At 68.1% G+C, this 26,972-nt stretch carries 24 protein-coding genes and 1 riboswitch; of the genes, 8 read left to right on the top strand and 16 right to left on the bottom strand.

Annotated features, from left to right (window positions below; translation table 11 throughout):
• Nucleotides 1-267 precede the first annotated feature (267 nt).
• The 5 genes from ACH413_RS42660 to ACH413_RS42680 are packed head-to-tail and all read right to left on the bottom strand — an operon-like array spanning nucleotide 268 to nucleotide 6,508.
• On the bottom strand, nucleotides 268-4,011 hold the full coding sequence (locus ACH413_RS42660; protein ID WP_360047277.1) for an ABC transporter ATP-binding protein: 3,744 nt from the start codon (nucleotides 4,009-4,011) through the stop codon (nucleotides 268-270).
• Between the two features lie 26 nt (nucleotides 4,012-4,037).
• Nucleotides 4,038-4,910, bottom strand: coding sequence for a hypothetical protein (locus ACH413_RS42665; RefSeq protein ID WP_360047278.1), 873 nt, complete (start codon nucleotides 4,908-4,910; stop codon nucleotides 4,038-4,040).
• Nucleotides 4,910-5,866, bottom strand: a complete 957-nt coding sequence (locus tag ACH413_RS42670) for an ABC transporter ATP-binding protein (RefSeq protein WP_360047279.1) — start codon at nucleotides 5,864-5,866, stop codon at nucleotides 4,910-4,912. Before ACH413_RS42670 ends, ACH413_RS42665 begins: the two co-directional genes overlap by 1 nt.
• 22 nt (nucleotides 5,867-5,888) lie before the next feature.
• A complete protein-coding gene (locus ACH413_RS42675; RefSeq protein WP_360047280.1) occupies nucleotides 5,889-6,326 on the bottom strand; it encodes a hypothetical protein in 438 nt (145 codons plus the stop codon).
• On the bottom strand, nucleotides 6,326-6,508 hold the full coding sequence (locus tag ACH413_RS42680; protein ID WP_045312139.1) for a hypothetical protein: 183 nt from the start codon (nucleotides 6,506-6,508) through the stop codon (nucleotides 6,326-6,328). Before ACH413_RS42680 ends, ACH413_RS42675 begins: the two co-directional genes overlap by 1 nt.
• 359 nt (nucleotides 6,509-6,867) lie before the next feature.
• Here ACH413_RS42680 and ACH413_RS42685 point away from each other — a divergent pair, with 359 nt between their 5' ends.
• Both ACH413_RS42685 and ACH413_RS42690 read left to right on the top strand, forming a co-directional pair.
• Complete coding sequence (locus tag ACH413_RS42685) at nucleotides 6,868-8,316, top strand: MFS transporter (protein WP_360047281.1); 1,449 nt, start codon at nucleotides 6,868-6,870, stop codon at nucleotides 8,314-8,316.
• A gap of 9 nt (nucleotides 8,317-8,325) precedes the next feature.
• Nucleotides 8,326-9,006: a TetR/AcrR family transcriptional regulator gene (locus ACH413_RS42690; protein ID WP_360047282.1), complete on the top strand. Its 681-nt coding sequence runs from the start codon at nucleotides 8,326-8,328 to the stop codon at nucleotides 9,004-9,006.
• 54 nt (nucleotides 9,007-9,060) lie between these two features.
• Here ACH413_RS42690 and ald read toward each other — a convergent pair whose 3' ends face one another.
• Nucleotides 9,061-10,173 carry an alanine dehydrogenase gene (gene ald / locus ACH413_RS42695; RefSeq protein ID WP_360047283.1) on the bottom strand — a complete coding sequence of 371 codons (1,113 nt, stop codon included), beginning with the start codon at nucleotides 10,171-10,173 and terminating at the stop codon, nucleotides 9,061-9,063.
• 225 nt (nucleotides 10,174-10,398) lie between these two features.
• Nucleotides 10,399-10,491, top strand: a riboswitch (glycine riboswitch).
• Nucleotides 10,492-10,555: 64 nt separating this feature from the next.
• Here ald and gcvH point away from each other — a divergent pair.
• Nucleotides 10,556-10,939 carry a glycine cleavage system protein GcvH gene (gene gcvH, locus ACH413_RS42700; protein ID WP_360047284.1) on the top strand — a complete coding sequence of 128 codons (384 nt, stop codon included), beginning with the start codon at nucleotides 10,556-10,558 and terminating at the stop codon, nucleotides 10,937-10,939.
• A 28-nt stretch (nucleotides 10,940-10,967) separates the two neighbouring features.
• Nucleotides 10,968-12,332: an L-serine ammonia-lyase gene (locus ACH413_RS42705; protein ID WP_360047285.1), complete on the top strand. Its 1,365-nt coding sequence runs from the start codon at nucleotides 10,968-10,970 to the stop codon at nucleotides 12,330-12,332.
• Here the strand turns inward: ACH413_RS42705 and ACH413_RS42710 are convergent.
• The 5 genes from ACH413_RS42710 to ACH413_RS42730 form a co-directional block, all read right to left on the bottom strand.
• Nucleotides 12,319-12,948 (bottom strand): hypothetical protein, encoded by a 630-nt coding sequence (locus ACH413_RS42710; protein WP_360047286.1) that lies wholly within the window; start codon nucleotides 12,946-12,948, stop codon nucleotides 12,319-12,321. The genes ACH413_RS42705 and ACH413_RS42710 overlap by 14 nt on opposite strands.
• A 39-nt stretch (nucleotides 12,949-12,987) precedes the next feature.
• Complete coding sequence (locus ACH413_RS42715; RefSeq protein WP_360047287.1) at nucleotides 12,988-13,581, bottom strand: hypothetical protein; 594 nt, start codon at nucleotides 13,579-13,581, stop codon at nucleotides 12,988-12,990.
• Between the two features lie 4 nt (nucleotides 13,582-13,585).
• Complete coding sequence (locus ACH413_RS42720) at nucleotides 13,586-13,939, bottom strand: helix-turn-helix domain-containing protein (RefSeq protein WP_360047288.1); 354 nt, start codon at nucleotides 13,937-13,939, stop codon at nucleotides 13,586-13,588.
• 76 nt (nucleotides 13,940-14,015) lie between these two features.
• Nucleotides 14,016-15,605: a TROVE domain-containing protein gene (locus tag ACH413_RS42725; protein ID WP_360047289.1), complete on the bottom strand. Its 1,590-nt coding sequence runs from the start codon at nucleotides 15,603-15,605 to the stop codon at nucleotides 14,016-14,018.
• Between the two features lie 490 nt (nucleotides 15,606-16,095).
• On the bottom strand, nucleotides 16,096-16,746 hold the full coding sequence (locus ACH413_RS42730) for a VTT domain-containing protein (protein WP_319975282.1): 651 nt from the start codon (nucleotides 16,744-16,746) through the stop codon (nucleotides 16,096-16,098).
• Nucleotides 16,747-16,816: 70 nt separating this feature from the next.
• Here ACH413_RS42730 and ACH413_RS42735 point away from each other — a divergent pair, with 70 nt between their 5' ends.
• On the top strand, nucleotides 16,817-17,221 hold the full coding sequence (locus ACH413_RS42735; RefSeq protein WP_093592189.1) for a hypothetical protein: 405 nt from the start codon (nucleotides 16,817-16,819) through the stop codon (nucleotides 17,219-17,221).
• 12 nt (nucleotides 17,222-17,233) lie between these two features.
• On the opposite strand, the gene ACH413_RS42740 is transcribed toward ACH413_RS42735, so the two are convergent.
• Entirely contained in the window at nucleotides 17,234-19,108 is a 1,875-nt protein-coding gene (locus ACH413_RS42740; RefSeq protein ID WP_360047290.1) for an AarF/UbiB family protein, read from the bottom strand.
• Between the two features lie 153 nt (nucleotides 19,109-19,261).
• On the opposite strand from ACH413_RS42740, the gene ACH413_RS42745 reads away from it, so the two are divergent.
• Nucleotides 19,262-21,481 (top strand): glycosyl hydrolase family 95 catalytic domain-containing protein, encoded by a 2,220-nt coding sequence (locus ACH413_RS42745; RefSeq protein ID WP_360047299.1) that lies wholly within the window; start codon nucleotides 19,262-19,264, stop codon nucleotides 21,479-21,481.
• A gap of 59 nt (nucleotides 21,482-21,540) precedes the next feature.
• On the opposite strand, the gene ACH413_RS42750 is transcribed toward ACH413_RS42745, so the two are convergent.
• Nucleotides 21,541-21,924, bottom strand: a complete 384-nt coding sequence (locus ACH413_RS42750; RefSeq protein WP_360047291.1) for an SSI family serine proteinase inhibitor — start codon at nucleotides 21,922-21,924, stop codon at nucleotides 21,541-21,543.
• An 87-nt stretch (nucleotides 21,925-22,011) separates the two neighbouring features.
• Nucleotides 22,012-22,881 (bottom strand): SGNH/GDSL hydrolase family protein, encoded by an 870-nt coding sequence (locus tag ACH413_RS42755; RefSeq protein ID WP_360047292.1) that lies wholly within the window; start codon nucleotides 22,879-22,881, stop codon nucleotides 22,012-22,014.
• 87 nt (nucleotides 22,882-22,968) lie between these two features.
• On the opposite strand from ACH413_RS42755, the gene ACH413_RS42760 reads away from it, so the two are divergent.
• Nucleotides 22,969-24,246 carry an MFS transporter gene (locus tag ACH413_RS42760; RefSeq protein WP_360047293.1) on the top strand — a complete coding sequence of 426 codons (1,278 nt, stop codon included), beginning with the start codon at nucleotides 22,969-22,971 and terminating at the stop codon, nucleotides 24,244-24,246.
• On the opposite strand, the gene ACH413_RS42765 is transcribed toward ACH413_RS42760, so the two are convergent.
• Together ACH413_RS42765 and ACH413_RS42770 are read right to left on the bottom strand one after the other, a co-directional pair.
• Nucleotides 24,178-25,029, bottom strand: a complete 852-nt coding sequence (locus ACH413_RS42765) for a hypothetical protein (protein ID WP_360047294.1) — start codon at nucleotides 25,027-25,029, stop codon at nucleotides 24,178-24,180. The two genes, ACH413_RS42760 and ACH413_RS42765, sit on opposite strands and share 69 nt — an antisense overlap.
• Complete coding sequence (locus tag ACH413_RS42770; RefSeq protein WP_360047295.1) at nucleotides 25,026-25,973, bottom strand: SPFH domain-containing protein; 948 nt, start codon at nucleotides 25,971-25,973, stop codon at nucleotides 25,026-25,028. Before ACH413_RS42770 ends, ACH413_RS42765 begins: the two co-directional genes overlap by 4 nt.
• Nucleotides 25,974-26,050: 77 nt before the next feature.
• Between ACH413_RS42770 and ACH413_RS42775 the strand changes: the two genes are divergently transcribed.
• Nucleotides 26,051-26,737 carry an NUDIX domain-containing protein gene (locus tag ACH413_RS42775; protein WP_360047296.1) on the top strand — a complete coding sequence of 229 codons (687 nt, stop codon included), beginning with the start codon at nucleotides 26,051-26,053 and terminating at the stop codon, nucleotides 26,735-26,737.
• Nucleotides 26,738-26,972 lie beyond the last annotated feature (235 nt).

The following is a 26,972-nucleotide window of genomic DNA, read 5'->3' on the forward strand; positions in this document are numbered from 1 at the left end:
TGGGGAGTTGGTTTCCACGTCATGGGCCGGGTGGGGACTGCGGGGGTTCGCGCTGGTGGGGCTGCCGAAGTTCGTGCGGGTGGTCGCCATGAGCGGTCCCACCCGTAGGTGCCCGCGTCCCCCGTGCCTGCGTTCCAGGCGCCTGGGTTGTAGAGGCTCGCGACCGGTGGTGACTGTTGCCTTTGGCGGACAGGGGTGCCCGCTCTCGGCTTCGTCGTTCCCCCGCCTCGGCGACCTCGCTTGCTCGCCCGGCGGGCGAGCCCGGGTTCAGGCGGCTTCCGGGGTTTCGCCGTGGCGCCAGAGGCGGGCGTAGGTGCCGTTGGCCGATAAGAGGTCGGCGTGGGTGCCCTGTTCGATGATCTTGCCGTTCGCCAGGACGACGATTCGGTCGGCCTTGGCCGCCGTCGCTAAGCGGTGGGCCACCACGAAGGTGGTTCTGGCTCCTGCCAGGTGGTCGCTGGCCGCGAGCACCGCCGACTCCGTGGCTGGGTCCAGGGCGGCGGTCGCCTCGTCGAGGAGCAGCAGGTCCGGGTTGACGAGTTCGGCTCTGGCCAGAGCGACGAGCTGGCGTTGGCCCGCGGAGAGGTGGTTGCCGCGTTCGCCCACCGGTTGGTGGAAGCCGTTCTGGAGCGTGGCGACCATCGGCAAGGCACCGACGGCTTCGGTGGCCTGCTGGATTTCCTGTTCGGTGGCCGTGGGGCGGCCGTAGGCGACGTTCTCGGCCAGGTCGCCGCCGAACAGGTGGGCTTCCTGCGGGACCACGCCCAGGCGTTGGCGGTATGCGGAGAGGTCGTAGGTGCGGACGTCCACGCCGTCCACCAGGACCGCGCCCGTCGTGGCGTCGTAGAAGCGGGCGATGAGCTTGACGAGGGTGGACTTGCCCGCGCCCGTCTCGCCCACCAGGGCCACGGTTTCGCCCGGCGTCACGTGGAGGGACACGTGGTCGAGCGCCGGGGTGTCGGCGCCCGCGTAGGTGAAGGAGACGTCGCGCAGTTCCACCTCGCCCCGCAGACGCGGCGGGACCGGGATCGGGGCCGACGGCGGTTCGACCGTGCTCGGCGTGCGCAGGAGGTCGCTGATCCTGCGCAGGCCCACCCTGGCCTGCTGGTAGCCGTCGAAGACACCGGAGAGCTGCTGGATCGGGCTGAAGAACAGCCCGAGGTAGAGCAGGAACGCCAGCAGGACGCCCGGAGTCAGCGTGCCCGTCGCCACGCGGTGGGCTCCCACGGCGAGAACCGCTGCCTGGGCCACACCGGAAAGCATTGCCACGAAAGGGAAGTACGTGGCGATGTAGCGCTGGGCCCGCAGACGGGTACGGCGGTAGGCGTCGCTGCGTTCGGCGAAGGCCTCCGCCGAACGGCGTTCCCGCGTGTAGGCCTGGGAGACGCGCAGGCCCGAGACGTTCTCCTGGAGGTCGGCGTTGACCGCGCTGACTCGTTCGCGGGCTTCCGCGTACGCCGTGGACGAGAGGCGTTGGAAGAGCACCGTGGCGACGGCCAGGATCGGCAGCACCGACAGGGCGATCAGGGCCAGCGACGCGTCGGTGAACACCAGCGCCGCGGTGATGCCGACGACGGTGATCAGGCTGATCACGGCGGTGACCAGGCCGGTCTGCAGGAACGTCGAGAGGGCGTCGACGTCCGTCGTCATCCTCGTCATGATGCGGCCGGCCATCTCGCGCTCGTAGTAGTCGAGGCCGAGGCGTTGCAGGTGGGCGTAGCTGCGGACGCGCAGCAGGTAGAGCAGGCGCTCGCCCAGGCGGGCGGCGAAGATCGTGCTGCTCGCCGTGGTCAGCCAGCCGACCAGGACCAGGCCGACGCCCAGGACGACGGCCTGCCACAACGACGACTCGGCGCCTCCCACGACACCGCCGTCGATGCCCAGGCGCACCAGCGACGGCATGCCCATGCCGACCAGCGCGTCCAGCACCACCAGTGCGCCCACACCGCCCAGGGCCCAGCGGACCGGGCGCAGCAGGCGGGCGAGGCGGAAGGCGGGATCGGGGGCGCGCGGGTCTTCTCCGTGCAGCACCGGGATCTCGGTGGCGGGCGGGAGTTTCCGCACCTGGGCCAGCAGTTCCGGGGTGGGCGGGCCACCGGCCAGCGCGGACATCCCGCCTCCGCCTGCACCGCCCCCGCCGCCACCACCACGGCGGCCGGACGCAGCGGGAGACGAGGTCCTGGCCTCGGCGATCAGGCGTTCGTCGAGGTCTTCCTGCGACAGCGCCGGCCACAGCTCACCAGCGCGGACCGGCGCGGCGGACTCGATCGCATCACCGGGGCCCGCCAGCAGGTCGCGGTAGAGGGCACAACGCGCGAGCAGTTCGGCGTGCGTGCCTATGTCGATCACGCGGCCCGCGTCGAGGACCGCGATCCGGTCGGCCAGCGACAGGGTGGAACGCCGGTGCGCCACCAGCAACGTCGTGCGGTGTGCCGTCACCGAGGCCAGCGTCGCGTGGATCGCCGCCTCGGTCGCGTTGTCCACGGCGGACGTCGCGTCGTCCAGCACGAGGATGCGCGGATCGGAGAGCAGCGCACGGGCCAGAGCCACGCGTTGGCGCTGGCCGCCGGACAACGTGAGGCCACGCTCGCCGACCACCGTGTCGTAGCCGAGCGGCAGTGCCTGGATGAAGTCGTGGGCCTCCGCGGCCTTCGCGGCGCGTTCGACCTCGGCACGAGACGCGTCCGGGCGGCCGTACGCGATGTTCGAGAACACCGTGTCGGAGAAGAGGAAAGCCTCCTCGAACACCACACCCACCGTGCCGCGCAACGACTCCAGCTTCAACGTCCGCACGTCCGCGCCGCCGACCCGCACGGCACCCGCGTGCACGTCGTAGAAACGGGGCAGCAGCAAGGAGACCGTCGACTTGCCGGAACCCGACGTGCCGACCAGCGCCAGCGTCTCGCCCGGCTCCACGGAGATCGAGAAGTCCTGCAACACCGGCTCGCTGCGGGCGTACCCGAACGTCACGCCGGAGAACGAGATCCCGAGCGACCCGTCGGGAACCTCACCGGGGCCGTCCGTCACGTCCGGCTGCGAGTCGATCAGCTCGTAGACCCGCTCCACCCCGGCGCGGGCGAGCTGCGCGGACACCATCAGGCTCGACAGCAACCGCGTCGGCCCGACGAGATTGGCCACGTACGTCGTGAAGGCCAGGAACGTGCCCAGCGTGACCTGGCCGTGCAACGCGAGCCAGCCGCCCAGCCCCAGCACCGCGACCTGGCCGAGCAACGGCAGCGCCGTCACGGTCGCGAGCGGCTTCGACGACAGCCGGGCGGCCCGCATCCGTTCCGCGAACAGGGATTTGGCGTGCTTCTCCAGCCGGGCGACCTCGCGCGCCTCCTGGCCGAAGCCCTTCACCACGCGGACACCGGTGACGGTCTCCTCGACGTGCTGCGCCAGATCCGCGGCCCGCTGCTGCGCCGACCAGGTGGCGGGGAACAGCGTCAGCCGGGTGCGGCCCGCGAGCCACGCCACCAGCGGCAGCACGATCACCGCGATGATCGTCAGAGGCACTGACAGGTAGATCATCGCCGCCAGCGCTGCCACCGCGAACACCACCGTGCCCACGGCCAGCGGCGCCATCATCAGCAGCGACTGCACCAGCTGCAGGTCGGTGATCGAACGCGACACGATCTGCCCGGTCCGCAACTCGTCCTGCTTCGCGCCGTCGAGCCGCTGCACCGCCGAGAACACGCCGAGCCTCAGGTCGTGCTGCACGCCCAGCGCCAGCCGCCCGCCCAGATAGCGCCGCAGGAACGCCGACCCGAACGTGAGCACCTCGAGAACGATCAGCGCCACCATGAGCGGCCACAGCCGATCGGTGCGGCCCACCGTCGAGTCGTCGATCGCGGTCTTGAGCAGCAACGGCCCCGCCGCCTGCAGACCCACGCCGACGACCGCGGCGACCACCGACAGCACCACCAGGCGGGGGTGCTGCCAGCACGCTGCGGTCAGTCGGCGGATCCAGCCCTTTGTCACGGGACCCACAGTACGTTCGGGGTCCGACATAAAAGTGTGACGTCAGAAACCGCAGGTCAGGTGATGTCCTTGGACTGCGTGACGGCCCAGCCGCCCGCGAAGACGATCCCGGACCAGGCGAGGAACACGAGGCCCGACCACCACCAGTCGAGCGCTCCGCCGGCACCGGCGATCGCGCGCAGCACGTCCTCGATCTCCGGTGGCACCACGCCCGCCGACGACAGGAACAGGTCGACCGAGACCGACCCGGTGAGCCCGTTGATCGACCCGTTCGGCAGGAAGCCGATGACGGCCGGCACCTCCAGGTACGCGAGCACGAAGTGCAGCACGTTCTCGATCACCAGGAAGTACAGCAGCAGCAACACGATCGTCCCCGCGACGTTCGGGATGAGCGCGCCCACGCCGACGCCGAACATCGTCATCAGGATCGACGACAGCACGCAGACCAGCGTCAGCATCGCCCAGCCACCGGCGTCCGGCAGCTGCCCCGACTCGCTGGTGAGCACCACGCCGATGCCGAGGAACAGCATGATCGCGAGGCCGTAGATCGCGCCCCACAGCACGTAGACCAGCATCTTCGCCAGCATCGAGTGCATCCGCGACGGCGCGGTCAGGAACGTCGTCGTGATCGTCCGGCGGTTGATCTCACCCGAGATCGCCATCGCGCCGAAGATCATCGGGAAGATCGTGGAGATGTTGATCGCCCGCGCCATGCCGAACAGCGAGATCTTCCACTGGTCCGGCGTGACCCCGAGGAAGTCGGACACCTCGTCCACATCGCTCGACGACGCGAAGTCCACGAAGAACTGTCCCAGCAGACCGGTCGCGAGTCCCCAGCCGAGCGCCAGCACCGCGGTGGGGATCAGCAGACCCCACCACAGGCCGGTCGTCGTCGTCTTGCGGAGCTCCGCCTGTACGAGGTTGCCCATCAGGCCCAACCACCCTGCTGTTGCTGCTGATACGGCGCCGGCGCGTGCCCGGCGTACTGGCCACTGGTGAGCTGGAAGAACAACCGCTCCAGGTCGACCTGCTCCTCCTGGATGCCGTAGATCGACACACCGGCCTTCAACGCGCAGTCCGCCACGTACTTGGAGTCCACACCGGACACCGCGAGCCTGCCGTCCGGCAACTGCTCGATCACCTGCACGCCTTCGGCGCGGAGAGCGTTCGCGAGCGCGTTGATGTCCGACGGCTGCACGAGAACGCGCCGTTGCTGCGACTGCCGCAACTGGTCCAGCGGCCCGTAGAACATGGTCTGCCCGCGCGAAATGATCACGACCTGGTCGACGGTCTGCTCGACCTCCGCCAGCAGGTGGCTGGAGATCAGCACCGTGCGACCCATGCGCGCGTACGACTGCAGGAACGTCCGCAGCCACGCGATGCCCTCGGGGTCGAGCCCGTTCGCCGGTTCGTCCAGCACGAGCACCTGCGGATCGCCGAGCAACGCCGTGGCCAGCGCCAGTCTCTGCTTCATGCCGAGCGAGAACCCGCCCACCTTGCGGTCGGAGGCGGTGCCCAGGCCGACCAGGCCGAGGACCTGGTCGGCCTGCGCGTCCGGCACGCCGATGGCCGCCGCGTACACGCGCAGGTGGTTGCGGGCGGAGCGGGCGGGGTGGAACCCCTGCGCCTCCAGCACCGCGCCCACCACGCGGCCGGGCCGGCCGAGTTGGTGGAACGGTCGTCCGTTGATCGTCGCCGTGCCGCTCGTCGGCTTGACGAGACCCAGCAACATTCGCAGGGTCGTCGTCTTGCCGGCGCCGTTCGGGCCGAGGAAGCCCGTCACGCTGCCGGGGGACACGGTGAAGCTCAGGTTCTGCACCGCGGTCACTGAACCGAACTGCTTGGAGAGGTTCTGGACCGCGATGAGGCCGCTGCCGTCATGCATGCGGCCCATCCTGCCTGAAACGTCAGTCCGGCAAGGCGTGCTTGGGCCGAGACACGACGGGCGCGCGGTGCACGACCGACGGATCGTCGCGGAAGATCGGCAGTTCGGTGGTCATCTCGGCCGGAGTCTCCTCCGGCAGTTCAATGACACCTGATCGAGTGAAAGGGTTGCGCAACGGCCGGCGCCGCTCGCGGTGAGGCAGGCCCTCGCCGATCAGGTGCTGGTGCGCCATGTTCCAGATCTGGCACGGCCACCGACGCCGGCGCAGCCAGCCGGGACAGGCCTTGCAGCGGCCGTCCTCGTCGGGCTGGTGCACGGTCAGCAACAGCCGCCAGCCGTCCGCCAGGCGGTGGATCTCCGCACGGGCCAACGGAACCAGCGCCTCCGCTTCTCCGTGCTCTGCGACTTTGTCCAGCAGTGCCAGGCGTTGCAGCACCGCGTCGCGGAGGGTCTCGTCCATCACATCTTCGCCGTGGCCTGGTCGAGCAAAGAGCCCAGCCGACGCGTCTGAGTGGCGGACATCACAGCGGTCTCGCCAGGAGGCGTGACCAGCAGAACCCGGTCGTTCTCCACCAGAACGGTCATCGACCTGTCCCGACCGAACGGGTCGTGGCAGTGGATCCATCCCTGTGGTTCAGCCATGGAATCTCCCTTCGAGGGACACCCGACTCCGTCTTCATCGGCCGAACCCCCTGCTCGCCGCACAGGGAAACACCGAATTCACTCGTTTGCTGGACGGGCACGACGCGGCCAGTGGTCCACTCGGGGAAACTTTTGGGTCGCGTTTCGGTGGGGGTGCTGGGCGCGGTGTGCCAAGGCCCGCTATATTTGGTGACGGCGGCCCCGCTCCCAGTGACCCCCAGGCTGGTTGAGCGCGGCCGCCCTTTAATTTCTCCCCCTTCTTTCCTGGCAGGTACTTCGCGCACCCTCTGCGCGAAATTCGTTGCGCCCCGCCCTCTCGTACGCTGTAAGTTCCTCGTACACCGTAAGGGGGAGGAACGATGACTTCGACGACCGAGAAGGTCGGGGTGCACCCGCACCCCCAACGCTGGGCCGTGCTCGGCGTGCTCTGTCTGTCCGTGATGGTCGTGGTGCTGGACAACACCGTGCTCAACGTGGCGATCCCGTCCATCTCGACGGGATTGGACGCGAGCACCGCGGACATCCAGTGGATGATCAACGCCTACTCGCTGGCGCTGGCGGGCCTGCTGCTCACGACCGGATCGCTGAGCGACCGGTTCGGCCGCAAGCGCGCGCTTCTGGTGGGCCTGGCGCTGTTCGGCACCGGTAGCGCGGTCGCCGCCTACGCGGGCTCGTCCGAGGCGTTGATCGCGGCCCGCGGCTTCATGGGGATCGGCGCCGCTGTGTTGATGCCCGGCACGCTCGCCGTGTTGATGCAGTTGTTCGACGACAAGGAACGCCCCAAGGCCATCGGCATCTGGGCCGCCGTCACGAGTCTCGGCTTCGCGGCGGGGCCGGTGATCGGTGGCGCGCTGATCAAGCACTTCTGGTGGGGCTCGGTGTTCCTGATCAACGTGCCGGTGGCGATCCTCGCGATCGCGGCCGTCGCGCTGCTCGTGCCGGAGTCCAAGGACCCGACCGTGCGCAAACCGGACGTGCTCGGCTCGATCCTGTCGATCATCGGCATGGTGTCGGTCGTCTACGCGGTGATCGAGGTGCCGGAGCACGGGTTCGGCTCGGCCGAGTTCGGCGTTCCGGTGGCGATCGGGCTCATCACCATGACCGGATTCGCGTTGTGGGAACGGCACACCGCCGATCCGATGCTCGACCTCGGGTTCTTCCGGAACCGCCGTTTCACCGGCGCGGTGGCGTCCGGAGTGCTGGCGGCGTTCGGCATGGCGGGCTCGCTCTTCCTGCTGACGCAACACCTTCAGGGCGTGCTCGGCTACAGCCCGCTGGAGGCCGGCGTGCGTGTGGCGCCGATGGCGATCGCGTTGCTCGTCACCAGCAACACGTTGGGACAGCTTGTGATGAAGCTCGGCGCGGGCAGGGCGATGCTGCTCGGCATGACGATCGTCGCGGGCGGCGTGGCGTTGCTGTCGATCGGCACGACCTACCCGCCGACGCTGGCCGGGCTGATCCTCATCGGCGTGGGTGTCGGTGTGTCCCAACCGGTCGCGGTCAACGCGCTGATGGGCTCGATCCCGCCGGAACGCGCCGGCATCGCGTCCGGGCTGTCCGGCACGCTGACGGAACTGGGTTCCTCGTTCGGCATCGCGGTGCTCGGTGCGTTGCTGTCGGCAAGGTTCGTGGCCTCGTTGCCGGACGGCGTTCCAGGGCGATCACTGAGTGAGGCCTTGCACAGCGGTGCGGACATCACGGTCGTGCGCGAGGCGTTCTCCAACGGCATGAGCGTGAGCCTCGTGATCGGTGCGATCGCCGTGTTCCTGGGAGGTGTTGTGGCCAGCGTGCTGCTGCGGCGTGCCTAGGATCGCCTTGTGGAGAGCGTCTGGTTCAGCAAGCCCAGGCCCGGCAGCGGGCAGCCCCTCGGTCTGAGCCGTGAGGCGATCGTCCGCAAGGCACTGGAGCTGCTGGACGAGCACGGCATGCAGAAGCTGTCCATGCGCAACCTCGCCGCGCAGCTCGGCGCGGCGCCGATGTCGCTGTACTGGCACGTGCCGACGAAGGACGCGTTGATCGAGCTCTGCCTGGACGAGATCTACGGCGAGTTCGACCTGCCGGAACCCGACGCCGAGTGGGAGCCCGCGCTGCGCGGGATGATGCACACGCTGCGTCATCTCGCGCAGAAGCACCCGTGGTGGGTGCGTGCCATCGGGGAGCACACCACGATCGGCCCGAACTCCGTGGCGATGGCGGACTCGTTGCTCGAACCCATGCGGGCGGCCGGTCTGTCGATGGCCGAGGCGGCGCTGTCGGCGTCCACGGTGTCGAGCTACGTCATGGGGTTCGCGATCGCCGAGGTGAACTTCGCCGGGCGGGGCAGGATGGACAAGCCGCCGCCGGACCTGGGCAAGATCGCCGACCTGTACCGCGAGAAGCACCCCCGCTACGTCGAGATGCTGGACAACCCGGCGGTGTGGTCGCTGGAGGGGCAGTTCGAGTTCGGCCTGGACTGCGTGATCGACGGCATCAAGGCGCGCGTCGCCGCCCTCAGATAGGCGAAACCCCCGCAGCGATTGACGCGTGCGGGGGCCTCATTCATTCAGTTGGCTTTAGACGACGGTCTCCAGCGGCGTGTGCGCGAGGCCGGTCGCCTCGGCCACCGGGCCGTTGGTCAGCAGGCCGGCGTGGACGTTCAGGCCCAGGGCGAGCGAACGGTCGTCCTTGAGCGCCTTCTCCCAGCCCTTGTCGGCCAGCGCGACCGCGTACGGCAGCGTCACGTTGGTCAGCGCGTAGGTCGAGGTGCGCGGGACGGCGCCCGGCATGTTCGCCACGCAGTAGAACACCGAGTTGTGGACCTCGTAGGTCGGGTCGGCGTGCGTGGTGGCGCGGGAGTCCTCGAAGCAACCGCCCTGGTCGATGGCGATGTCGACGAGCACCGAACCCGGCTTCATGTCGGCGACGAGCGCGTTCGACACGAGCTTCGGGGCAGCGGCACCGGGGACGAGCACGGCGCCGATGACCAGGTCGGCCTCGCGGACGGCCTGCTCGATGGCGAACGAGTTCGAGGCGAGCGTGCGCAGGCGGCCCTGGAACTGGGCGTCGATCTGGCGCAGGCGGTCGACGTTGGTGTCGAGGATCTGCACGTCCGCGCCCATGCCGACGGCGATGGTGGCGGCGTTGACGCCGGCCACGCCACCGCCGATGACGACCACGCGGGCCGGGGCGACACCGGGGACGCCGCCGGGCAGCACGCCACGGCCGCCGGAGGGCTTCATCAGCGCGAACGCACCGACCTGCGGGGCCAGCCGGCCCGCGACCTCGGACATCGGGGCGAGCAGCGGCAGCGAGCGGTTCGGGAGCTGCACGGTCTCGTAGGCGATGGCCGTGGTGCCGGACGCCAGCAGCGCCTCGGTCAGCGGCTTGTCGGCGGCGAGGTGCAGGTACGTGAAGAGGGTCTGGCCGGCGCGGAGACGGGGGTACTCCTCGGCGATCGGCTCCTTGACCTTGAGAACCAGGTCACCTTCCGCCCACACGTCGTCGGCGGTCGGGAGGATCTTGGCGCCCGCGGCGAGGTACTCCTCGTCGGTGATCGCGGAACCGAGACCGGCGCCCTGCTCGACGTACACGTCGTGGCCGCGACTGGTCAGTTCGTGCGCACCGGCAGGCGTGAGAGCGACGCGGTACTCGTGGTTCTTGATCTCGCGAGGAACTGCGATCCGCACGATGACTCCTCCGTTCGGTGGGCCGACATCTCATAATGTGGGCCAGTCGGAAGGTCATGTCACTGTGCGGATCGCACTATCCGGTAACCCTCTGGTTGTTCATCTAGGACAGAGCGACCTGAGCCTCGTTCGCGTTCCGCTCGACCGTCCCGCGTTGACACTCGGCGGGGGCCGCACATAGCGTTCGCGCCGAGAACTGAACACCGGCCGCGGCGCGCAAGCGTCAGAACCCGAGTGGGAGAGACCTCGACGAACCGGTCGGGGCGCCGAAGGGGCAAGCTCCCGCACACTCTCAGGCAGCAAGACCGCTCGGGGTAGGCAACTCTGCACGGCGGAGGGGGCGCAAGTTTCCTGACCCGTCACAGCCAGAGGAGTCGTCGCCGTGGAGTTCCCCGAGAACCTGCTCTACACCGCCGAGCACGAGTGGGTCGACTGGACGCCGGGCACTCAGGACCCGCTGACCTGCGGAATCACCGAGTACGCCGCTGACGCGCTCGGCGACATCGTCTTCGTCCAGTTGCCAGAGGTCGGTGCCAAGGTCGTCACCAACGCGGTCTGCGGCGAGCTGGAGTCCACCAAGTCCGTCAGCGACCTGTTCTCGCCCGTCACCGGTGAGGTGATCGAGGTCAACAGCGCTGTCGTGGACGACCCGGCGATCGTGAACAGCGACCCGTACGGCGCCGGCTGGTTGTTCAAGGTCCGCGTCGAGTCGGCCGAGAACCTCCTCACGGCGGCCAAGTACGCCGAACTCACCAAGTCTGACTGACCGCTCCACCACCACGAGGGACTGATCAGTGGCGATCAGCGTTTTCGACCTGTTCTCCGTCGGCATCGGACCGTCCAGTTCACACACGGTCGGACCGATGCGCGCGGCCGCGATGTTCGTCGAGAAGCTCGGCGCGAGCGTGTCCGAAGTGGACCGCGTGCACGTCGAGCTGTTCGGCTCGCTCGGTGCGACCGGCCACGGCCACGGCAGCCCCAAGGCCGTGTTCCTGGGCCTGGAAGGCAATCATCCGGAAGAAGTCGACCCCACGGCCGCGGCCCACCGCGTCGAGGAGATCGTCTCCAGCAAACGGCTCAAGCTCGGCGGCGCGCACGAGATCGACTTCGTGCACGACCGCGACCTCGTCATGCACCGCCGCAAGTCACTCCCGTTGCACCCCAACGGGATGAGCTTCGAGGCGTTCGCGGACGGCAAGTCGGTCGAGCACGCCGTCTACTACTCGATCGGCGGCGGGTTCGTCGTCGACGAGAACGCATCGGGCACCGACCGGATCAAGCCGGACTCGACGCCGTTGGCCCACCCGTTCCTGACCGGCGACGAGCTCCTCGCGCGGTGCCGCGAGACCGGCCTGTCGATCAGCGAGATCATGATGGCCAACGAGCTGTCGTGGCGCACCGAAGCCGAGGTCCGCCAAGGACTTCTGCACATCTGGCACGTCATGCAGGAGTGCGTCGAACGCGGCTGCAACGAGCACGGCGTCCTGCCCGGCGGCCTGAAGGTCCGCCGCCGTGCCGCCGAGATGCGCAAGACGCTGGAGAAGGAGCACTTCGTCACCGACCCGTTGCGGGTCATGGACTGGGTGACCCTCTTCGCGCTGGCCGTCAACGAGGAGAACGCGGCAGGCGGCCGTGTGGTCACCGCGCCGACCAACGGCGCGGCCGGCATCGTCCCGGCGGTCCTGCACTACTACACGAAGTTCGTGCCGGGAGCCTCCGACGACGGCGTGGTCCGGTTCCTGCTGACGGCAGGCGCGATCGGGGTGCTGTTCAAGGAGAACGCGTCGATCTCCGGCGCCGAGGTCGGCTGCCAGGGCGAGGTCGGCTCGGCCTGCTCGATGGCCGCCGGTGGCCTCGCCGAGGTGCTCGGCGGCACCCCCGAGCAGGTCGAGAACGCCGCCGAGATCGCCATGGAGCACAACCTCGGCCTGACGTGCGACCCGATCGGCGGTCTGGTGCAGATTCCGTGCATCGAACGCAACGCCGTCGCGTCCATCAAGGCCATCACGGCTGTGCGCATGGCTTTGCGCGGTGACGGTTCGCACTTCGTGTCGTTGGACAAGGTCATCAAGACTATGCGGGACACCGGCAAGGACATGTCGGTGAAGTACAAGGAGACGGCTCGCGGCGGACTCGCCGTGAACGTCATCGAGTGCTGAACTCCTCCGCGAACCAGTCGACGTGCAGGAACGCGTCCTGCGCGGCCTCGCTGTCCACTCCGGACAGACGGTCGCGCAGGGCGGGGCGGAACAGCCACTCCCGCATCTCCTCACCGGGCGTGGGGTTCTGCCAGACGAGCAGGCTGCCGTAGTCGCCCTTGGTGGTGCACTGAACGGCGGACGTCCACTCCCTGACGAGGTGCACGACCACCTCGTCGGGGAACGTGTCGACCAGGCGCAGCCACGGGGTCAGGCTCTCGTCCAGAAGCGCGGCGGTCTGGAACAACGCGTCCAGCGCGGGCCAGCGCTCGTCGTCCCCGGCAGCACGCCGGATGGCGCCGGTCAGCTGCGCGCGCAGGGCCGCCCGCTCGTTCTCCGGCCAGGTGAAGGGTCTCGCCAACGCCAGTCCCTCGGCGAGCGAGGCGTGCGGATCGTCCTCCATCACCTGGACCACCCGGTACGCGAGCCGCCGCCAGGCGGCCTCGTACTCGTCCTCGTCGAAGCAGCCGGGAGGGTGCCAGACGAAGTTCAGCAGGAGGTCGTCCGAAACCAGTTCGGGATCCCCGTCGAGCAGCGTCAGATCTGCCTCGGTCAGGACGCGTCCACAACACTTCACGCACTCAGCCTAAGCAGCTGCGGCAAGCGAAATAGAGCGTCAGGCAAGCGCGTCGATCTGCATCACCGCGTACTGCGCGACCTCGTTGTCCATTCCGGACAGACGGTCGCGCAGCGCTGGGGTGAGCAGCCAGCTCCGGATCGGCGCAGCCGGTTCGTCCCAGCGCAACCAGCCCCCGTCGCACGGGTCGCCGCCGCTCAGGAAGTCGTACGACCACTTGTGAGCGAGCTCCGCGACGGCGGCGTCCGGGAGACCGTCGACGACGGGCAGCCACGGCGTCAGGTCCTCGTCCATCTGCGCGGCGGCCTGGACCAGTTCGTCCAGGTCAGCGCTGTCCGACGCGCGGACGATGATCTCGGTGAGTCTCGAGCGCAGCGCGATGCGTTCGGCTTCCGGCCAGGCGGGCAGGTTGGCCCACGTCAGACCCTGGGTGAGCCGGCTGTCCGGGTCCCGTTCCAGCAGATCGAGCACCCTGGGAGCGAGCCGTCGCCAGGCGAGCTCGTACTCGTCCGGCTCGAAGTGGTCCTCGACCTCCCAGGCGAACTGCCACACGACGGTGTCGGGCACCAGCGCGGGATCGCCGTCGAGCAGCTCGAGCTCGGCCGAGGTCCAGCAGAGTCCGCAGCCCTTCACGTGCTCAGCGGGCGTCGTACACGGCCTGCGCGGCCAGCACCTCGGGCATGCGGCCCTCGAGGAGGTGGATCAACGACAGCAGCCGCTCGGCCGTGTCGCGGCCCAGCGGCGTGAGGCTGTAGTCGACGCGCGGCGGGTTCGTGTTCTGGGCTTCCCGGTGCACGAGGCCGTCGCGCTCCAGTGCCTGCAACGTCTGCGACAGCATCTTCTCGCTGACCCCGTCGACGCGGCGGCGCAGTTCGTTGAACCGCAGTTGCCCGTCGGCGAGCGCGGTCAGCGTCAGGCTGCCCCACCTGCCGGTGATGTGCTCCAGCGTGGGACGCGACGGGCACGCTTTCGCGAACACGTTGTAGTCCATAGCAGCATCATACCTGGTCAAAACGCTAACTGAAAGTAAGTGTGAGAGCTCTCCGCGTCAGGAGAGCCCTCACACCTCAGAACGGCCAGGTGGCGTTCTGACCTGCTTCGAGCAGCGGCACCATGCGGAAGGTCGCGTCCGTCAGGCCGCCGAATTCGTGGCGGTTGGCCTTGCCGGTGGCGTACGCGGCGTTCCGGTACCCGCCGAGGTTGAACCCGTAGATCGGCACGTGCCGCGGCACGACGTCCGAGGCGCCCTGCCCGTAGTGCCCGGACATCGTCTGCATGTCCGAGATGACGAACACGCGGTCGTGCCCCTTGTAGGTGCGCTTCAGCGACCCGACGATGTCGGTGCCGTGCCCGACCTCGCCGATCCGCTTGAGGAACCGGTCGACCTCGCGGATCACCGAAGCGCCCCGCGCGATGTCGTGCCGGAACGTGCCGTCCGCGAACCCGACGACGTCGACCTGCTCGCCCTTAGCGCCCAGTGCGACGCCGAAGACCGCCGCGGCCTTGGCCGGGGTGACCTTCGACCGAGCCGAGATCGTGCCGCCCGTCATCGACGCCGAGGTGTCGATCAGGATCAGCGACCGGCCCGCCAGGGCGGGCAGGTTCGACAGCGACGCCTGCAGTGCCTGGTCCAGGGCGTGGCCCCAGCGCAGGCTCGGCGCCGCCTCGTACGCGGACAGGAAGCGGAACGGGAACTGCCGCGAGCGCGCGACCTGGCCGGGATCGGCCAGACGTGCCGCGACGGCCGCCGCTGCCTCGTCGGACATGCCGGCCTCGTCGAAGTTGCGCAGGTTCCGAAGCAGAGCCATGTAGCCCATCGACGGCGCCAGTGCTTCCCACACCTCACGGGTCAGCGGTCCCTGCAGCCAACCGGCCACGGACTCCCACGTCATCCCCGCCTGGCGCAGCACGTCGACCGCGTCAGGGCGCTGGAACAGCGAACGGCGCTGCTCGACCGGCCACGCCATCAGCTCACGCCGTGCCGCGATCACGCGCAGCTCGGCGGGAACGTCCGCCTCCGCGGAACGGCGGCGGTCCAGCACGTACTGGAAGAGCGCGCCCTGCCACGGAGCGCCGGCCGAGGGGTGGGCGAGGTTCAGCACGTCGGCCATCCGGAACCCACGGGCGTCGCTGTCCCACTTGAGGACCGCGCGCTCGTTGTAGAGGCGCCCGACGGCGTCGGCGATGCCGCGCTTGATCGGCTTCGGCACGCGCCGGCCGTTCGTGCTGGTCCAGTAGGCCAGGAGTTCGCCCGGCTCGTCGGCGCGCTGCAGCACGGAGTCCACGACGGCGCGGTTGGTGACGCCCGCGCTGGACTCGGACACGAGCCGTGCCAGCACGAACTCGGCCGCGCCCACGAGCGACGCCGTGCGCATGTTCGCCTCGCTGCGCAGCCACGTGAGCAGGCGCGCGGTCCACTCGGGATCCGACAGCGCCGCCTCGTGGACGAGCTGGGCGAAGCGGTTGTCGCGCTGACCACCGGACTCGTAGAAGGTGTCCTCGCCGCCCATGTTCGACACGGCGAGCAGGAACAGCTCGGACTTCGTGTCACGGGCGTAGCCGTCGCCACCCTCGTAGGTGCGACCGGTCGGTTCCGGCGCCGTGGCGACCGGGCTGGTGCCCGCCGGACGTGCGCGGAAGATGTTGAACTTCGCCATCGGCTCTTTCCCCCTCGGAAAAAACAAAGGGGAGCCCACAAACCCCACACGTGTCCGAGATCAAAGTCGCGGAAGGTACGTTGCTGCTCTGCCAGTTGAGCTACAGCCGGTTTCCCGTCTGGCGGGACTCGAACCCGCAACCCGCCCATTAACAGTGGAAGTAACCCTCTGCTTCGCACCGGACACGTGTGAAGTTGTGCGCTCCCGAGATCAAACGCGCCCACGGTCGGGTTTTCATCTCGAATGAAGTAACCGTGGACTTTCGCACCGGGTGCTCATTTATGTAACCACGCCGCGCCAGTGATTTAATTCCGGCCGATGTGAAGTTGGTGGACGCCCGAGATCAAATCGCGGGGGGTGACGTGCCCACCGAGGTGGGCGAAGACCGGCCGAAACCGGCTTCAGGGGTCGAACCTGAGAATCACCAGAAGTAACCCTCCGCTGCGCACCGGGCGCACACTCATACAACCACGCCGCGCAAAGGGTTTTCCTAAGGCGCCGCCTTCACGAGCCGGCGCAGCAGGTAGAAGAGGCCGACCGTCAGCAGGAACCCGACGGCGCTGATCATCACGATCTGCTCGACCGTGTCGGCCTTCGACCCCGCGAACACGTAGGCGGCGCAAATGGGGATGGTGCCGATGAGGGTGAACGACATGAACTGGCGGAACGACACCCTGGACACCCCCGCGGACACCGACACGGTCTCCGCCATCATCGGAATGCCGCGTGCCACTCCGAAGAACCAGGGACCGAACTGACGGCCCCATCGCCGCATCTCGGTCAGCTCCTCGATGGTGACCACCCGGCGCACCAGCCACGGGCCCGCGAACCGCCCCAGGGCGTACCCTGCGGCAGAGGAACCCAGGGATCCGATGATCGCGAGTGCCAGTCCGAAGGGCAGGCCGAGTGCCGTTCCCGCCAGCACGATGAGCGGAGTGGACGGCACGGGCAGCAGCACGTCCACGACGAGCAGGGCGAAGATCGCCGCCGCCGCCCACACCGGGTCGATGCCGCGCACCCACGACACGACCCCTTCGAAGTCGATGAGGTCCAGTGCCTCGAACACGATCCAGCTCAGCAGGACGAAGCCGAGCACGACGGCCGGTATCCACTTCCACCGAACGCCCGTCTCATAACTCATCGGGTGATGGTCGCCCACGTCGATCCGCCGGACAATCCGCCAGTGGCGCAGGTTCCGCGAAGGGACACACATGAGTGACGATCTCGTGCCTTTTCTGGGGCACTGGGTGCTCGACCCGGCACGCTCCGCGTACACCGGCGGCAATCCTCCCCGGAGCGGCCACCACGACCTGAGGCTGGAGGGCGACCGGCTGATCGTGAGCATCGAGGGCGTGCTGGGGTCCGGTGACCCCATCCGCACCGGGTACACATTGGACCTGTGGCACGACACGCCGATGAGCGTCGGCAAGGTCGACCGCGTGCGCACGGTGGTGGAGCCCAGGCGGTTCTGCACGATCGCCTACGCAGGCGCGCAAGCGGTTGCGCGCTCGTGGCGGATCCTCGGCCACCTCAACGAGATGACGATCGTCCAGTCCGCACCCGACCAGTTCGGCGTGTGGCGCGACGACGTTTCGGTCTACCGCAGGCAGTTCTAGGAACCCACAGGATCAACGGGGTCTGAACACCGTCACGACCACGCGCAAACCCAGCAGCACGCTGATGATCAGCAGGTTGTAGCCGAACACCTGGTACAGCCCGATGCCCGCCGAGACCTCGGGCCCGCCGGCCGAGCCGAGCAGCAGCACCGCCATCACACCGGCGGTCGCGCCCAGCACGGTCAGCATGACCTGGTGCAACAGGCTGGTGATGAACGACCGGTCGCGTTCGTCCGCGAACAGCCTCATCGACATGCTCAGCCGGCCCTGCTCCATCGCCCCGGTGATCCGGTCGATCCGCCGCGGCAACCGGCGCAACATCGGCAGCACGGCCTGCAGTTCCTCGGTCATGGTCCGCTTCACCGACTCCGGCGTGAGCCGTTCGGAGATCTGCTCCGCGGCGAACGACCGCGACTCCACGACGATGTTGAAGCCCGGCGCGAGCACCGCCAGCGTACCCTCCAGCGTCGCCAGGGCCCGGAACACCGCCGCGATCTCCGGCGGGATGCTCAGCCCGAACCGCGACACGATCAGGAACAGGTCGCCGAACATCTCCACGTCCGGCCGCATGCCCGCGCCGAGGTGCCGGGCCATGAACTGGCCGAGCGCGCGCTCCAGCCGTTGCTCGTCGATGTCCTCCGGTCGTGAGGTCAGCTCCAGCAACGCGTCCGTGAGGCTCGCCGGGTCGCTGCGGTCGATGGCGAGCAGCAGCCGTTGCAACGCCGAGCGCAGCGCGGAGTCGATCCGCCCGACCGAGCCGAAGTCGAGCAGGCCGAGGCGTCCGTCGGCCAGCAGCAGCACGTTGCCGGGGTGCGGGTCGGCGTGGAAGACGCCGTCCAGCATCACCTGACGCAGCACGAACCGCAGCAGCGTTCGTGCGAGCCCCACGTCCTCCGAGGCGCCGCGCAACGGCACCCCGTCGAGCCGGTCCATGACGAGCACCCTGGACGTCGACAGGTGGACATGAGGCAGTCCCACGGACGAGTCCGACGCCGCCGTCACGGCCGTGATGTTGCGTGCCTCGATCTTGAAGTCGAGCTCCTCGCGCAACGCCGCCGCGAACCCCGCCGCCAGGTCGCGGACGCCCAGCGCGGCACCCCACCGCGTGCGCTGCAGCGTCTCGGCGAGGCGGGCGACGATGTCCAGATCGCCCTCGGCCGTTGCCCGGACGTCCGGCCGTTGCACCTTCACGACCACCTCGGCGCCGGACTTCAACACGGCTCGGTGCACCTGCGCGATCGAGGCCGCGGCCAGGGGTTCTGGATCGACCTCCTGGAACGCGTCGAGCCCGACCTCGGCGTCGAGCACGGCCCTGACCTGCTCCCACTTCGCCGCCGGCACCTTGTCCTGCAGCAGGCTCAGCTCGTCGACGAAGTCCTGCGGCAACAGGTCCGCGCGCGTCGACAGCACCTGTCCGAGCTTCACGAACGTCACGCCCGCGTCTTGCAACGCGAGCCGCAGCGACCGCGCGAGCCCGGTGGAGGTCCGCTCGCGGCCGCGCAGGTAGGGCCCCAGGCCGTGCCGGAACGCGATCTTGGTGATCCGCGAGTACCGCCGGGTCCGCGCGATCCGGCGCCGCGCCATGCCCCACCACTCGGTGGGCGGCGGGATCGAGCCGGTCGGCACGATGATCTCCGCGAACGCCAGCACGCCGATCACCGCGAGGATCGACAGTCCCAGCTGGAGCGTCACCAGCCCCGCGGACGGCTCCGCGCTGGTCTCACCGAAGGCGCTCGACGCGATCGAGATCGAGAGCAGGCACGCCAGCGCCGTGCGGATCAGGCCGATGCGCAGGCCGAGGATGCGCCGCGCGGCCAGGGACATGCCCAGGACCAGCAGCAGGAACGTGACCGGGAAGCCGATCGTGTAGACGAGGAAATCCCCCATGATCGAAGCCTAGGGCCTCTTGACTGAGACCGTAGGAGTCACGAAAGATCCGATGAATCGCCGCCCGCGTTGACCTGACCGCACAGCGAAGTGAGGTGCCTGGAAGTGGTCGAACTCAACCGGCGCACGGTGCTCGGAGGCGCTCTAGCAGGGATGGCGGGTAGTGCGTTGCTCTCGACGAGCGCATCGGCGGGTGATGCGTTCAGTTGGAAGGACTTCATCGGGTCATCCGATCTAATCTGGAAGAAGATGCCCGCGACCTGGTTCGAGGGCCCGTTCCTCGGCAACGGCTACCTCGGCTCCGGCATCTACGCCGAGCCGGGCGCCAACGCCGTCAGGTTCAACGTCCAGCACTCCCAGGTGCAGGACCACCGGCCGGAGTTCGGGGCGTTGTTCGGCCTCGCCCGGCTGCCCATCGGGTACTTCACGCTCGAACCCGTCGGCGCGATCACCGGCGTCGACCTGCGGCTGGACCTCTGGAACGCCGAACTGACCGGCACGATCACCACGGCCGCCGGAAGTCTCCGGGTGCGCGCGTTCATCCACACCCGGCGCGACCTCTACGCGATCGACGTCCAGGCCAGCGAGGGCGAGCGGGCGTTCCGATGGGTCTTCCACCCGCTCAAGGCGATCAGCCCGCGCACCGACCCGAAGTGGGGCCGCCCGGCACCGGCCGGGTTCACCGACAACCCGCCCATGCAGCTCACCAGCGCAGGCGACGTGCAACTGGCCGTGCAGCCGTTGAACGCGGGCGGCGAGCACGTGACGGCGTGGCGTGAGGTCACTCGCGGCACGCGGCGGACGCTCTTCACGAGCGTCGCCTGGTCGCATCCGGCGAAAACGGCGGTGCGCAAGGCGATCGCGAACGTCCGGTGCGGCTCGATCGACGGGCTCGCCGTTGAGCACCGGTTGTGGTGGCACGACTTCTACCGCAGGAGCTTTCTGTCCATTCCGGACAAGCGGTTGCAGGCGTTCTACTGGATCCAGCTCTACAAGTTCGCGTCGGCGGCGCGGAAGGAGGCGCCCGCGATCGCGACCTGCGGGCCCTGGCTCGAGAACACGCCGTGGCCCAACACCTGGTGGAATCTCAACGTGCAGCTGGAGTACTGGCTGATCCACGGTTCCAACCACGTCGAGTTCGACGCCGTCACCTACTCCGTCGACAGATACCGGGACGCGCTGGTGGAACAGGTGCCTGCCGAGTACCGGCACGACTCCGCCGGCATCCCGCGCACGACCGACACCGTGCTCAACAACGGTGCCGGGGTGGGCAACTCCGGTTACGGCGTGGGCATTCCCGGCAAGGACGTGCCGACGCCCGAGGTCGGCAACCTGACCTGGACGCTGCACAACGTCTGGCTCACCTACCGGCACACGATGGACGACCGCGTGCTGCGGGGCGTGCTGTTCCCGTTGCTGCGCAGGGCGATCAACTACTACTTCCACTTCCTGGCCAAGGGATCGGACGGGAAGTGGCACCTGCCGATCACGTTCTCGCCCGAGTACGGGGTGAACGCGCCGGACTGCACCTACGACCTCGCGCTGATCCGGTGGGGCTGCCGGACGTTGCTGGAGTCCGCGAAGTCGTTGCGCGTCAACGATCCGCTGATCCCGCGGTGGCAGGACACGCTCGCCAACCTCACGCCATATCCCGTGGACGCCAACGGGTACATGATCGGCGCGGGGGTGCCGTTCGCGAAGTCGCACCGGCACTACTCGCACCTGCTGCAGATCTATCCGCTGTACGAGGTGACTTGGGAGGATCCTGGGGCACGGCAACTCATCGAGACGTCGTTGAACCACTGGGTCAGCTTCGAAGGCGCGTTGCAGGGCTACACGTTCACGGGAGCGGCGTCGATCAGCGCGCAGATGTCGCGCGGGGACAAGGCCGACTTCTACCTCGGTGAGCTGATGCGCCGGTACATCAAGCCGAACACGATGTACCAGGAGTCCGGTCCGGTCATCGAGACGCCGTTGAGCGCCGTGCAGTCGATGTACGACATGCTCTGCCAGAGCTGGGGTGGCGTGATCCGCGTGTTTCCCGCGGTGCCGTGGCCGGACATCTCGTTGGACGACTTCCGGACGCAGGGCGCGTTCCTGCTCTCGGCGTCGCGGCAGAACGGGGTGACGCGGTGGATCAAGCTGCGCAGTGAGGCCGGCGCGCCTTGCGTTGTGCGCACGGACATCAAGGATCCGGTCGTGCGTGATTCTCGTGGTCGGCCCAAGCGGTTCTCGGTGCTGGGCAACGGAGATCTGCGCATCGACCTGCGGCGCGGTGAGGAAGCGGTCATCCACCGTGCCGGGGACAAGCCTGACCTGAAGGTTGGACCGGTGGGCGGATCACCGGTGCCTTCATGGGGTTTACCTGGTTAGGGCGCAGCCGGTGCCCCGCCGCGACGGCGGTGCGGCGGGACACCGGCGAACGCGGTCTTTTAGAAGTCGAACACCTTGGCGGTGTTCACGCGCATGACGCACGGGTTCGAGAAGGTCTCCTCGAAGTCGACCTTCTTGCCGCGCCACGTGCCGTGCAGCTTCGCCTTCGTCGGGTTCAGCTCCATCGTGCACAGGGCCTCGGCCTGCGGCAGCTTCGTGAAGTCGCCGCTGACGGGAGCGAGGTCGTCGCACGCGGTCTTGGCGTTCTTGTGCGGCCCGCTGGCGGGGTCGCAGTTCAGCAGGGTGTTGTCGAACGAGCCCATCTCCTGCTGCACGGAGAGGATCAGGGTCGATTCCGGCAGCAGAGGCGCCGCGGTCGCCGTCGCGGGGATGGCCGGAGCGGCGAGCGCGAGACAGGCAAACAAAATTCGGTTCCTGGCCATGCCACCACTCTGGCGGGGCCAGGAACCGAAATTCCATTCAACCGAGCGGTAACACCAGATCGTGTAAACCGCCGAAAGAGCGTGCAACTAGACGCCGGTGAGTTCCGTCCCGGCGAGAGCGGCGGCCACCTGCTTACCCACCGCAGCCATGCCCTTGGCGTTCGGGTGAACGGGGAACGCGAGGCTCGTCGGGATGATGCCCTCGACCCACTTGTCCCACGGCGCTGCACACGTATCGCGACCGGTGCTGATGTCGTAGGGGTTCACGAAAGTGGCACCGGCGGCTTTCGCCTGTGCGCCCAGCATTCCGTTGAGCTGCTGCTGGACGTTGTCGAGGTACGGCACGTCGCCGCGGGAGATCGGCACGACCGGCCAGCAGCCGCCCGACGGCGGCAGGATCCGCAGGTAGCCGACGACCACGATCTTCGCCTTCGGGCTGCGCTGCTTGATGCCCGCGAGCACGGCGGCCACCTTGGCGGAGGTGGCGTCGACGCGCTGGCCGAGCGAGTCGCCGTAGGTCGCCTTGCAGGGCGAGCCGTGCGGGTCGGCCAGGCTCTTGCCGGCGCAGGTCAGGATGATGTCGGAGAAGCCGATGTCGTTGCCGCCGATGGACACCGTGACGAGGTCCGTGTCGGCCTTGAGCGCGGAGAACTGCGGCACGGACTGGCCGGGGATGCCGCTTTGGACGCCCGCCATGTCCTTGGTCTGCGCGCCACCGCAGGAGATGTCGGTGAAGTTCGCGATGCCGAGCTTCTTCGCGAGGACGGACGGGTAGTTCTGAGTGGACTTGAAGCAGCTCAGCGGGTCGAGCCGCTGCAGCGGGATGAACGGTCCGGAGACGAACGAATCTCCGAGCGAGACGTAGTTCCGGTACTTCGGGGCGGCGCTGGCGTGCGGGGCCAGCAATGCCGCTATCAGGGCCGTGAGCAGGGAAACAACAGTCACTCGGCGCGTCATTGCTACCTCGTTACTGAAGAGTAGGAACGTAGGACGAAGGGTGACCGGACCATTGCGCAGTGTCAATCCCTCGACCAGGCTGGAACGATGACGGGGGTACGCAAAGTAGCTGTGGCATCGGCGGTCGGTAACACGATCGAGCTGTACGACTTCCTGCTCTACGGCACGGCGTCGGCGCTCGTGTTCGACAAGATCTTCTTCCCGCAGTTCGACTCGCGCGTGGGAGTGCTGCTCGCGTTCGCCACGTTCGGCGCGGGCTTCTTCGCCCGGCCGCTGGGCGGCGCGGTGATCGGGCACCTCGGCGACCGGATCGGCCGCCGTTCGATGCTCGTGATCACCCTTTCGGTCACGGGTGTGTCGACGGCGTTGATCGGTCTGCTGCCGACCTACGCCCAGGTCGGCATCTTCGCGCCGTTGCTGCTCGTGCTGTTGCGGCTCGTCCAGGGGTTCTTCATGGGCGGCGAGCAGGGTGGCGCGTCCCTGATGGCCGTCGAGCACGCGCCGCCGGGGCGCTGGGGCTGGTACGGGAGCTGGGTGTTCATCGGGTCGCCGGTCGGGCTCGTGCTGGCGAACCTCGCGATGTACCTGTCCTCGAAGGCTTCCGGGCCGGACTTCCTGTCGTGGGGCTGGAGGTTGCCGTTCCTGTTCTCGATCGTGCTGGTCGGGATCGGCCTCTACATCCGGCTGCGCGTCTCGGAGTCGCCGCAGTTCGCGCGGGTGGAGAAGTCGCGGTTGCCGATCGCGGAGGTGCTGCGCGACCGGTGGCGCGTGGTGCTGCTGGGCGCCGGGGTGAACCTCGGGTTCACGATCTTCATCTACGTGCTGAGCGTGTTCATGATCGGGTACGGGCGCACGGCGTTGAAGATCTCCGCGGACGATCTGCTGATCGCCACCGTGGTGGGGTCGGTGGCGCAGGTCGTTGCTGTGCCTGCGTTCGCGCTGCTGTCCGACCGGGTTGGACGGTTGCCGGTGATGTTCGGCGGGGCGATCTTCCAGGCCGCGTTCGCGTTTCCGTTGTTCTGGCTGACGGACTCCGGCTGGTTCACGTTCGCGATGGTGCTCGGCTTTGTGGGCTCTGCCGCGTTGTTCGGGCCGTCTGCTGCCTATTTTGCCGAGCTGTTCCGGACTCGGGTGCGGTACAGCGGGGTGGCGTTGAGCTTCCAGCTCGGTGCTGTGCTGGGTGGTGGGCTGGCGCCGTTGGTGGCGCAGTCGTTGCTGCGCACCGGGACTTGGGCCATCGCGCTGTATCTGGTTGCGGGTGCGGTGTTGTCCGGGGTTTGTCTGCTGGTGATCGGGTCAGCGCACGAGGCGGAGCCGGCGGGTGGCGAGTCCGATGCTCAGCCGTTGGCCCCAGCCCAGTCGTAGCGCATCGCTTTCGATGCCGTCGCCGAAGGCCACCAGGCCGTCGGATTCGACGTCGATGTCCAGTGGTGCGTCGGTGATTTCGCCTTCGGTGTGTTCGATTCCGGTGCTTGGTGACGGCCAGGCTTCTCTTACGAACCACACGAGCTTGCGCTCGGTCGGCGTGGGGAGGGCCAGCGGGCTCTTTCGTTCGCGATGGGCCGAGCTGCACCAGCCCGTTGCTCCGGTGCCGCTGCCGATCAGGATGCCGGACGAGGCCTGGCGTTCGTCGCGGATGCGGTAGCGGCTGGTCTGGTGGCTCGGGTGGCCGACGTAGATCTCGTTGAGGGCGTAGAGGGTCTGGCCGTCGTCTGATCTGGCCTCGACCATCGTGCGGTCTTCGGTGTTGGTGGTGTTGTGCAGTAGTTCGGCGGCTTGGGCGGGGGCGTGCGTGGCGAGCACGCCCCGTTCCGGGTTGATGCCGATCACCGGTTGGCCGTCGAGGTACTTCGCGACGTTCGCGACCAGGCCGTCCTGGCCGACGATGACGACTACGTCCTCGGGCGCGAACAGGAACCGCGACAGGTCTTCCCGCTCGACGACGCCGCGGCGCCAGTCGAGCGGGATGGCGGCGCTGACGTCTCCCAACGCCCTGCGGGCCTGCTGGTCACGGTCCACCACCTCGTCCAGAGTTCTGTTGCGGGACTTGAGGAAGAACTCGACCTGTCCTCTCGTCCCGTGTCGTGCCAGCAACTCTGTCAGCTCGGTGCGCCTGTGCACCAGCACAATTCGCGGGGCGAGGCTCATCGGGCCAGTCTCTGCAGGATGGGCTGGAGCATGTCCGGGGTCAGGGTGATGCTGCCGATCTCCGGGAGGTTGCCGGCCAGTTCCTTTGCCGCCAGGGCGTAGAGGGTTTCTTGTGGGATCTCCTTGTACGCGTCCAGCCTGGCCTTCTCGCCTGCGGCTTCGGCTTCGGCCAGTTTGCGGATGCCGTCCGCCTTGGCCTCGTCGGCGACCCGGCTTGCCCTGGCGCGGTCCTCAGCCGTTTTCAGGGCGTTCGCGCCTCGTTGGACAACCAGGAGTTCCTCTCGCTTCGCCAGTTCGATCTGGTTCTGGAGTTCGTTCTCGCTGATCGAGCGTTCTCGTTCTACCGCCATGGCTCGGCGTTCGTAGGTGGCCTTGTCGGCCTCCTGCTGGACCTTCTCCCTGACCGTGGTCTGGAGTGCCTTCTCCATGTCCGCGTCCGGGCGGATGGCGACCACGCGGATGTCGATGATCTCCAGGCCGATGTGGTCTGCCGTCAGGTTCTCCTGGATCTCCTGCTTGACGCGTGCCACGCCGGTCTTGATGGCCGTGTCCAGGGGCAGGGTGCCGAGGATTTTCAGAGCGTGTTGCTGGGTGCTCTCGGTGAGGGTGTTCGCGATCTGGCTCAGCGGGTCCTGGCGCCAGACTCCCGTGTCCGGGTCGATCGAGAAGTCGATCCTGTTCGTTGCCGTTTCCGGGTTGGTGCAGCGGTAGGTGACGGTCAGTTGGACTGTCACGTCCTGGTAGTCGTTCGTTCTGGCGTGGAAGAGCATGGGGAGTTCTCGGTCGTCCACCGGGACTTCGCTGAGGACTGCCGATCTTGGGCGGAACCAGAAGCTCAGGCCGGTGCCCTCGTGGATCAGCTTGCCCTTGCTCACGTGTCGGATGTGGACGGTGGGGGCGCCCCTGAGGTGGCGGAGTCCTGGGTAGGTGCTGATGTCGGCCACGGTTGGGGCTCCCTGTTCGTTCGGCTGGTCGTTCTGCGGCTTGTCGTCGTTCTGACGATAAGCCTATACTTCGTGGGGTGTACACGCCAAGTGATTTCCCTCCCTTTGCTGTCACGGTCGACCTGGTGGTGTTGACCGTTCGGGGGGATGCGTTGTGTGCCCTGCTGGTTCGGCGTGGGGAGGCGCCTTATCGGGGGCGGTGGGCGTTGCCTGGCGGGTTCGTGTTGCCGGCCGAGTCCGTGGATGCCGCGGCTGGGCGGGAGTTGGCTGAGGAGACTGGGGTGTCCGGGCTGCATCTTGAGCAGTTGGGGACTTATGGGGAGCCTCTTCGGGATCCTCGGATGCGGGTTGTTTCTGTGGCCTATCTGGCGTTGGCGCCTGATTTGCCGGTTCCGGTGGCTGGGACTGATGCTGCTGCTGCGTCTTGGGTTCCGGTGGGGGAGGCTGTTTCGCTGGCCTTCGACCATGACCGGATCTTGGGGGACGGGGTGGAGAGGGCCCGGGCCAAGTTGGAGTACACGGCGTTGGGGACTGCGTTTTGTGGAGACGAGTTCACGGTGGCCGAGTTGAGGAGGGTTTACGAGATTGTTTGGGGGGTTTCGTTGGATCCTCGGAACTTTCATCGGAAGGTGACTGGGGTGGGTGGGTTGTTGGTGGCTACCGGGGAGAGCACCTCTCGGGATGGGGGGCGGCCGGCTGCTTTGTTTCGGCGTGGGGATGCTGAGGTGTTGTATCCGCCGTTGGTGCGCGCGCCGGGGCCGTAGGTCGTCCCCCGGTTGCGTTGGCGGCTGCGCGTTGCGAGTTCGTAGGTGGTCGCCCTGCGAGGGGATGTGGCGGCTGATTCCTGGGGCTCCGCCCCAGACCCCGCCAATCTGATCAAAAGCCGGGGTCTACGCCATGCGTGGGTAGATGGCACGCCTGTTGCTTTGGGCGGAGGCGCGTTGCTTTGTGGGGCGCGTTGGTGGGGTGGCTTCGTCACGAGCCGAGCCAAGAGCGGGC

Origin of the sequence: Lentzea sp. NPDC020367 (assembly GCF_044387305.1) — a bacterium.
GTDB lineage: Bacteria > Actinomycetota > Actinomycetes > Mycobacteriales > Pseudonocardiaceae > Lentzea.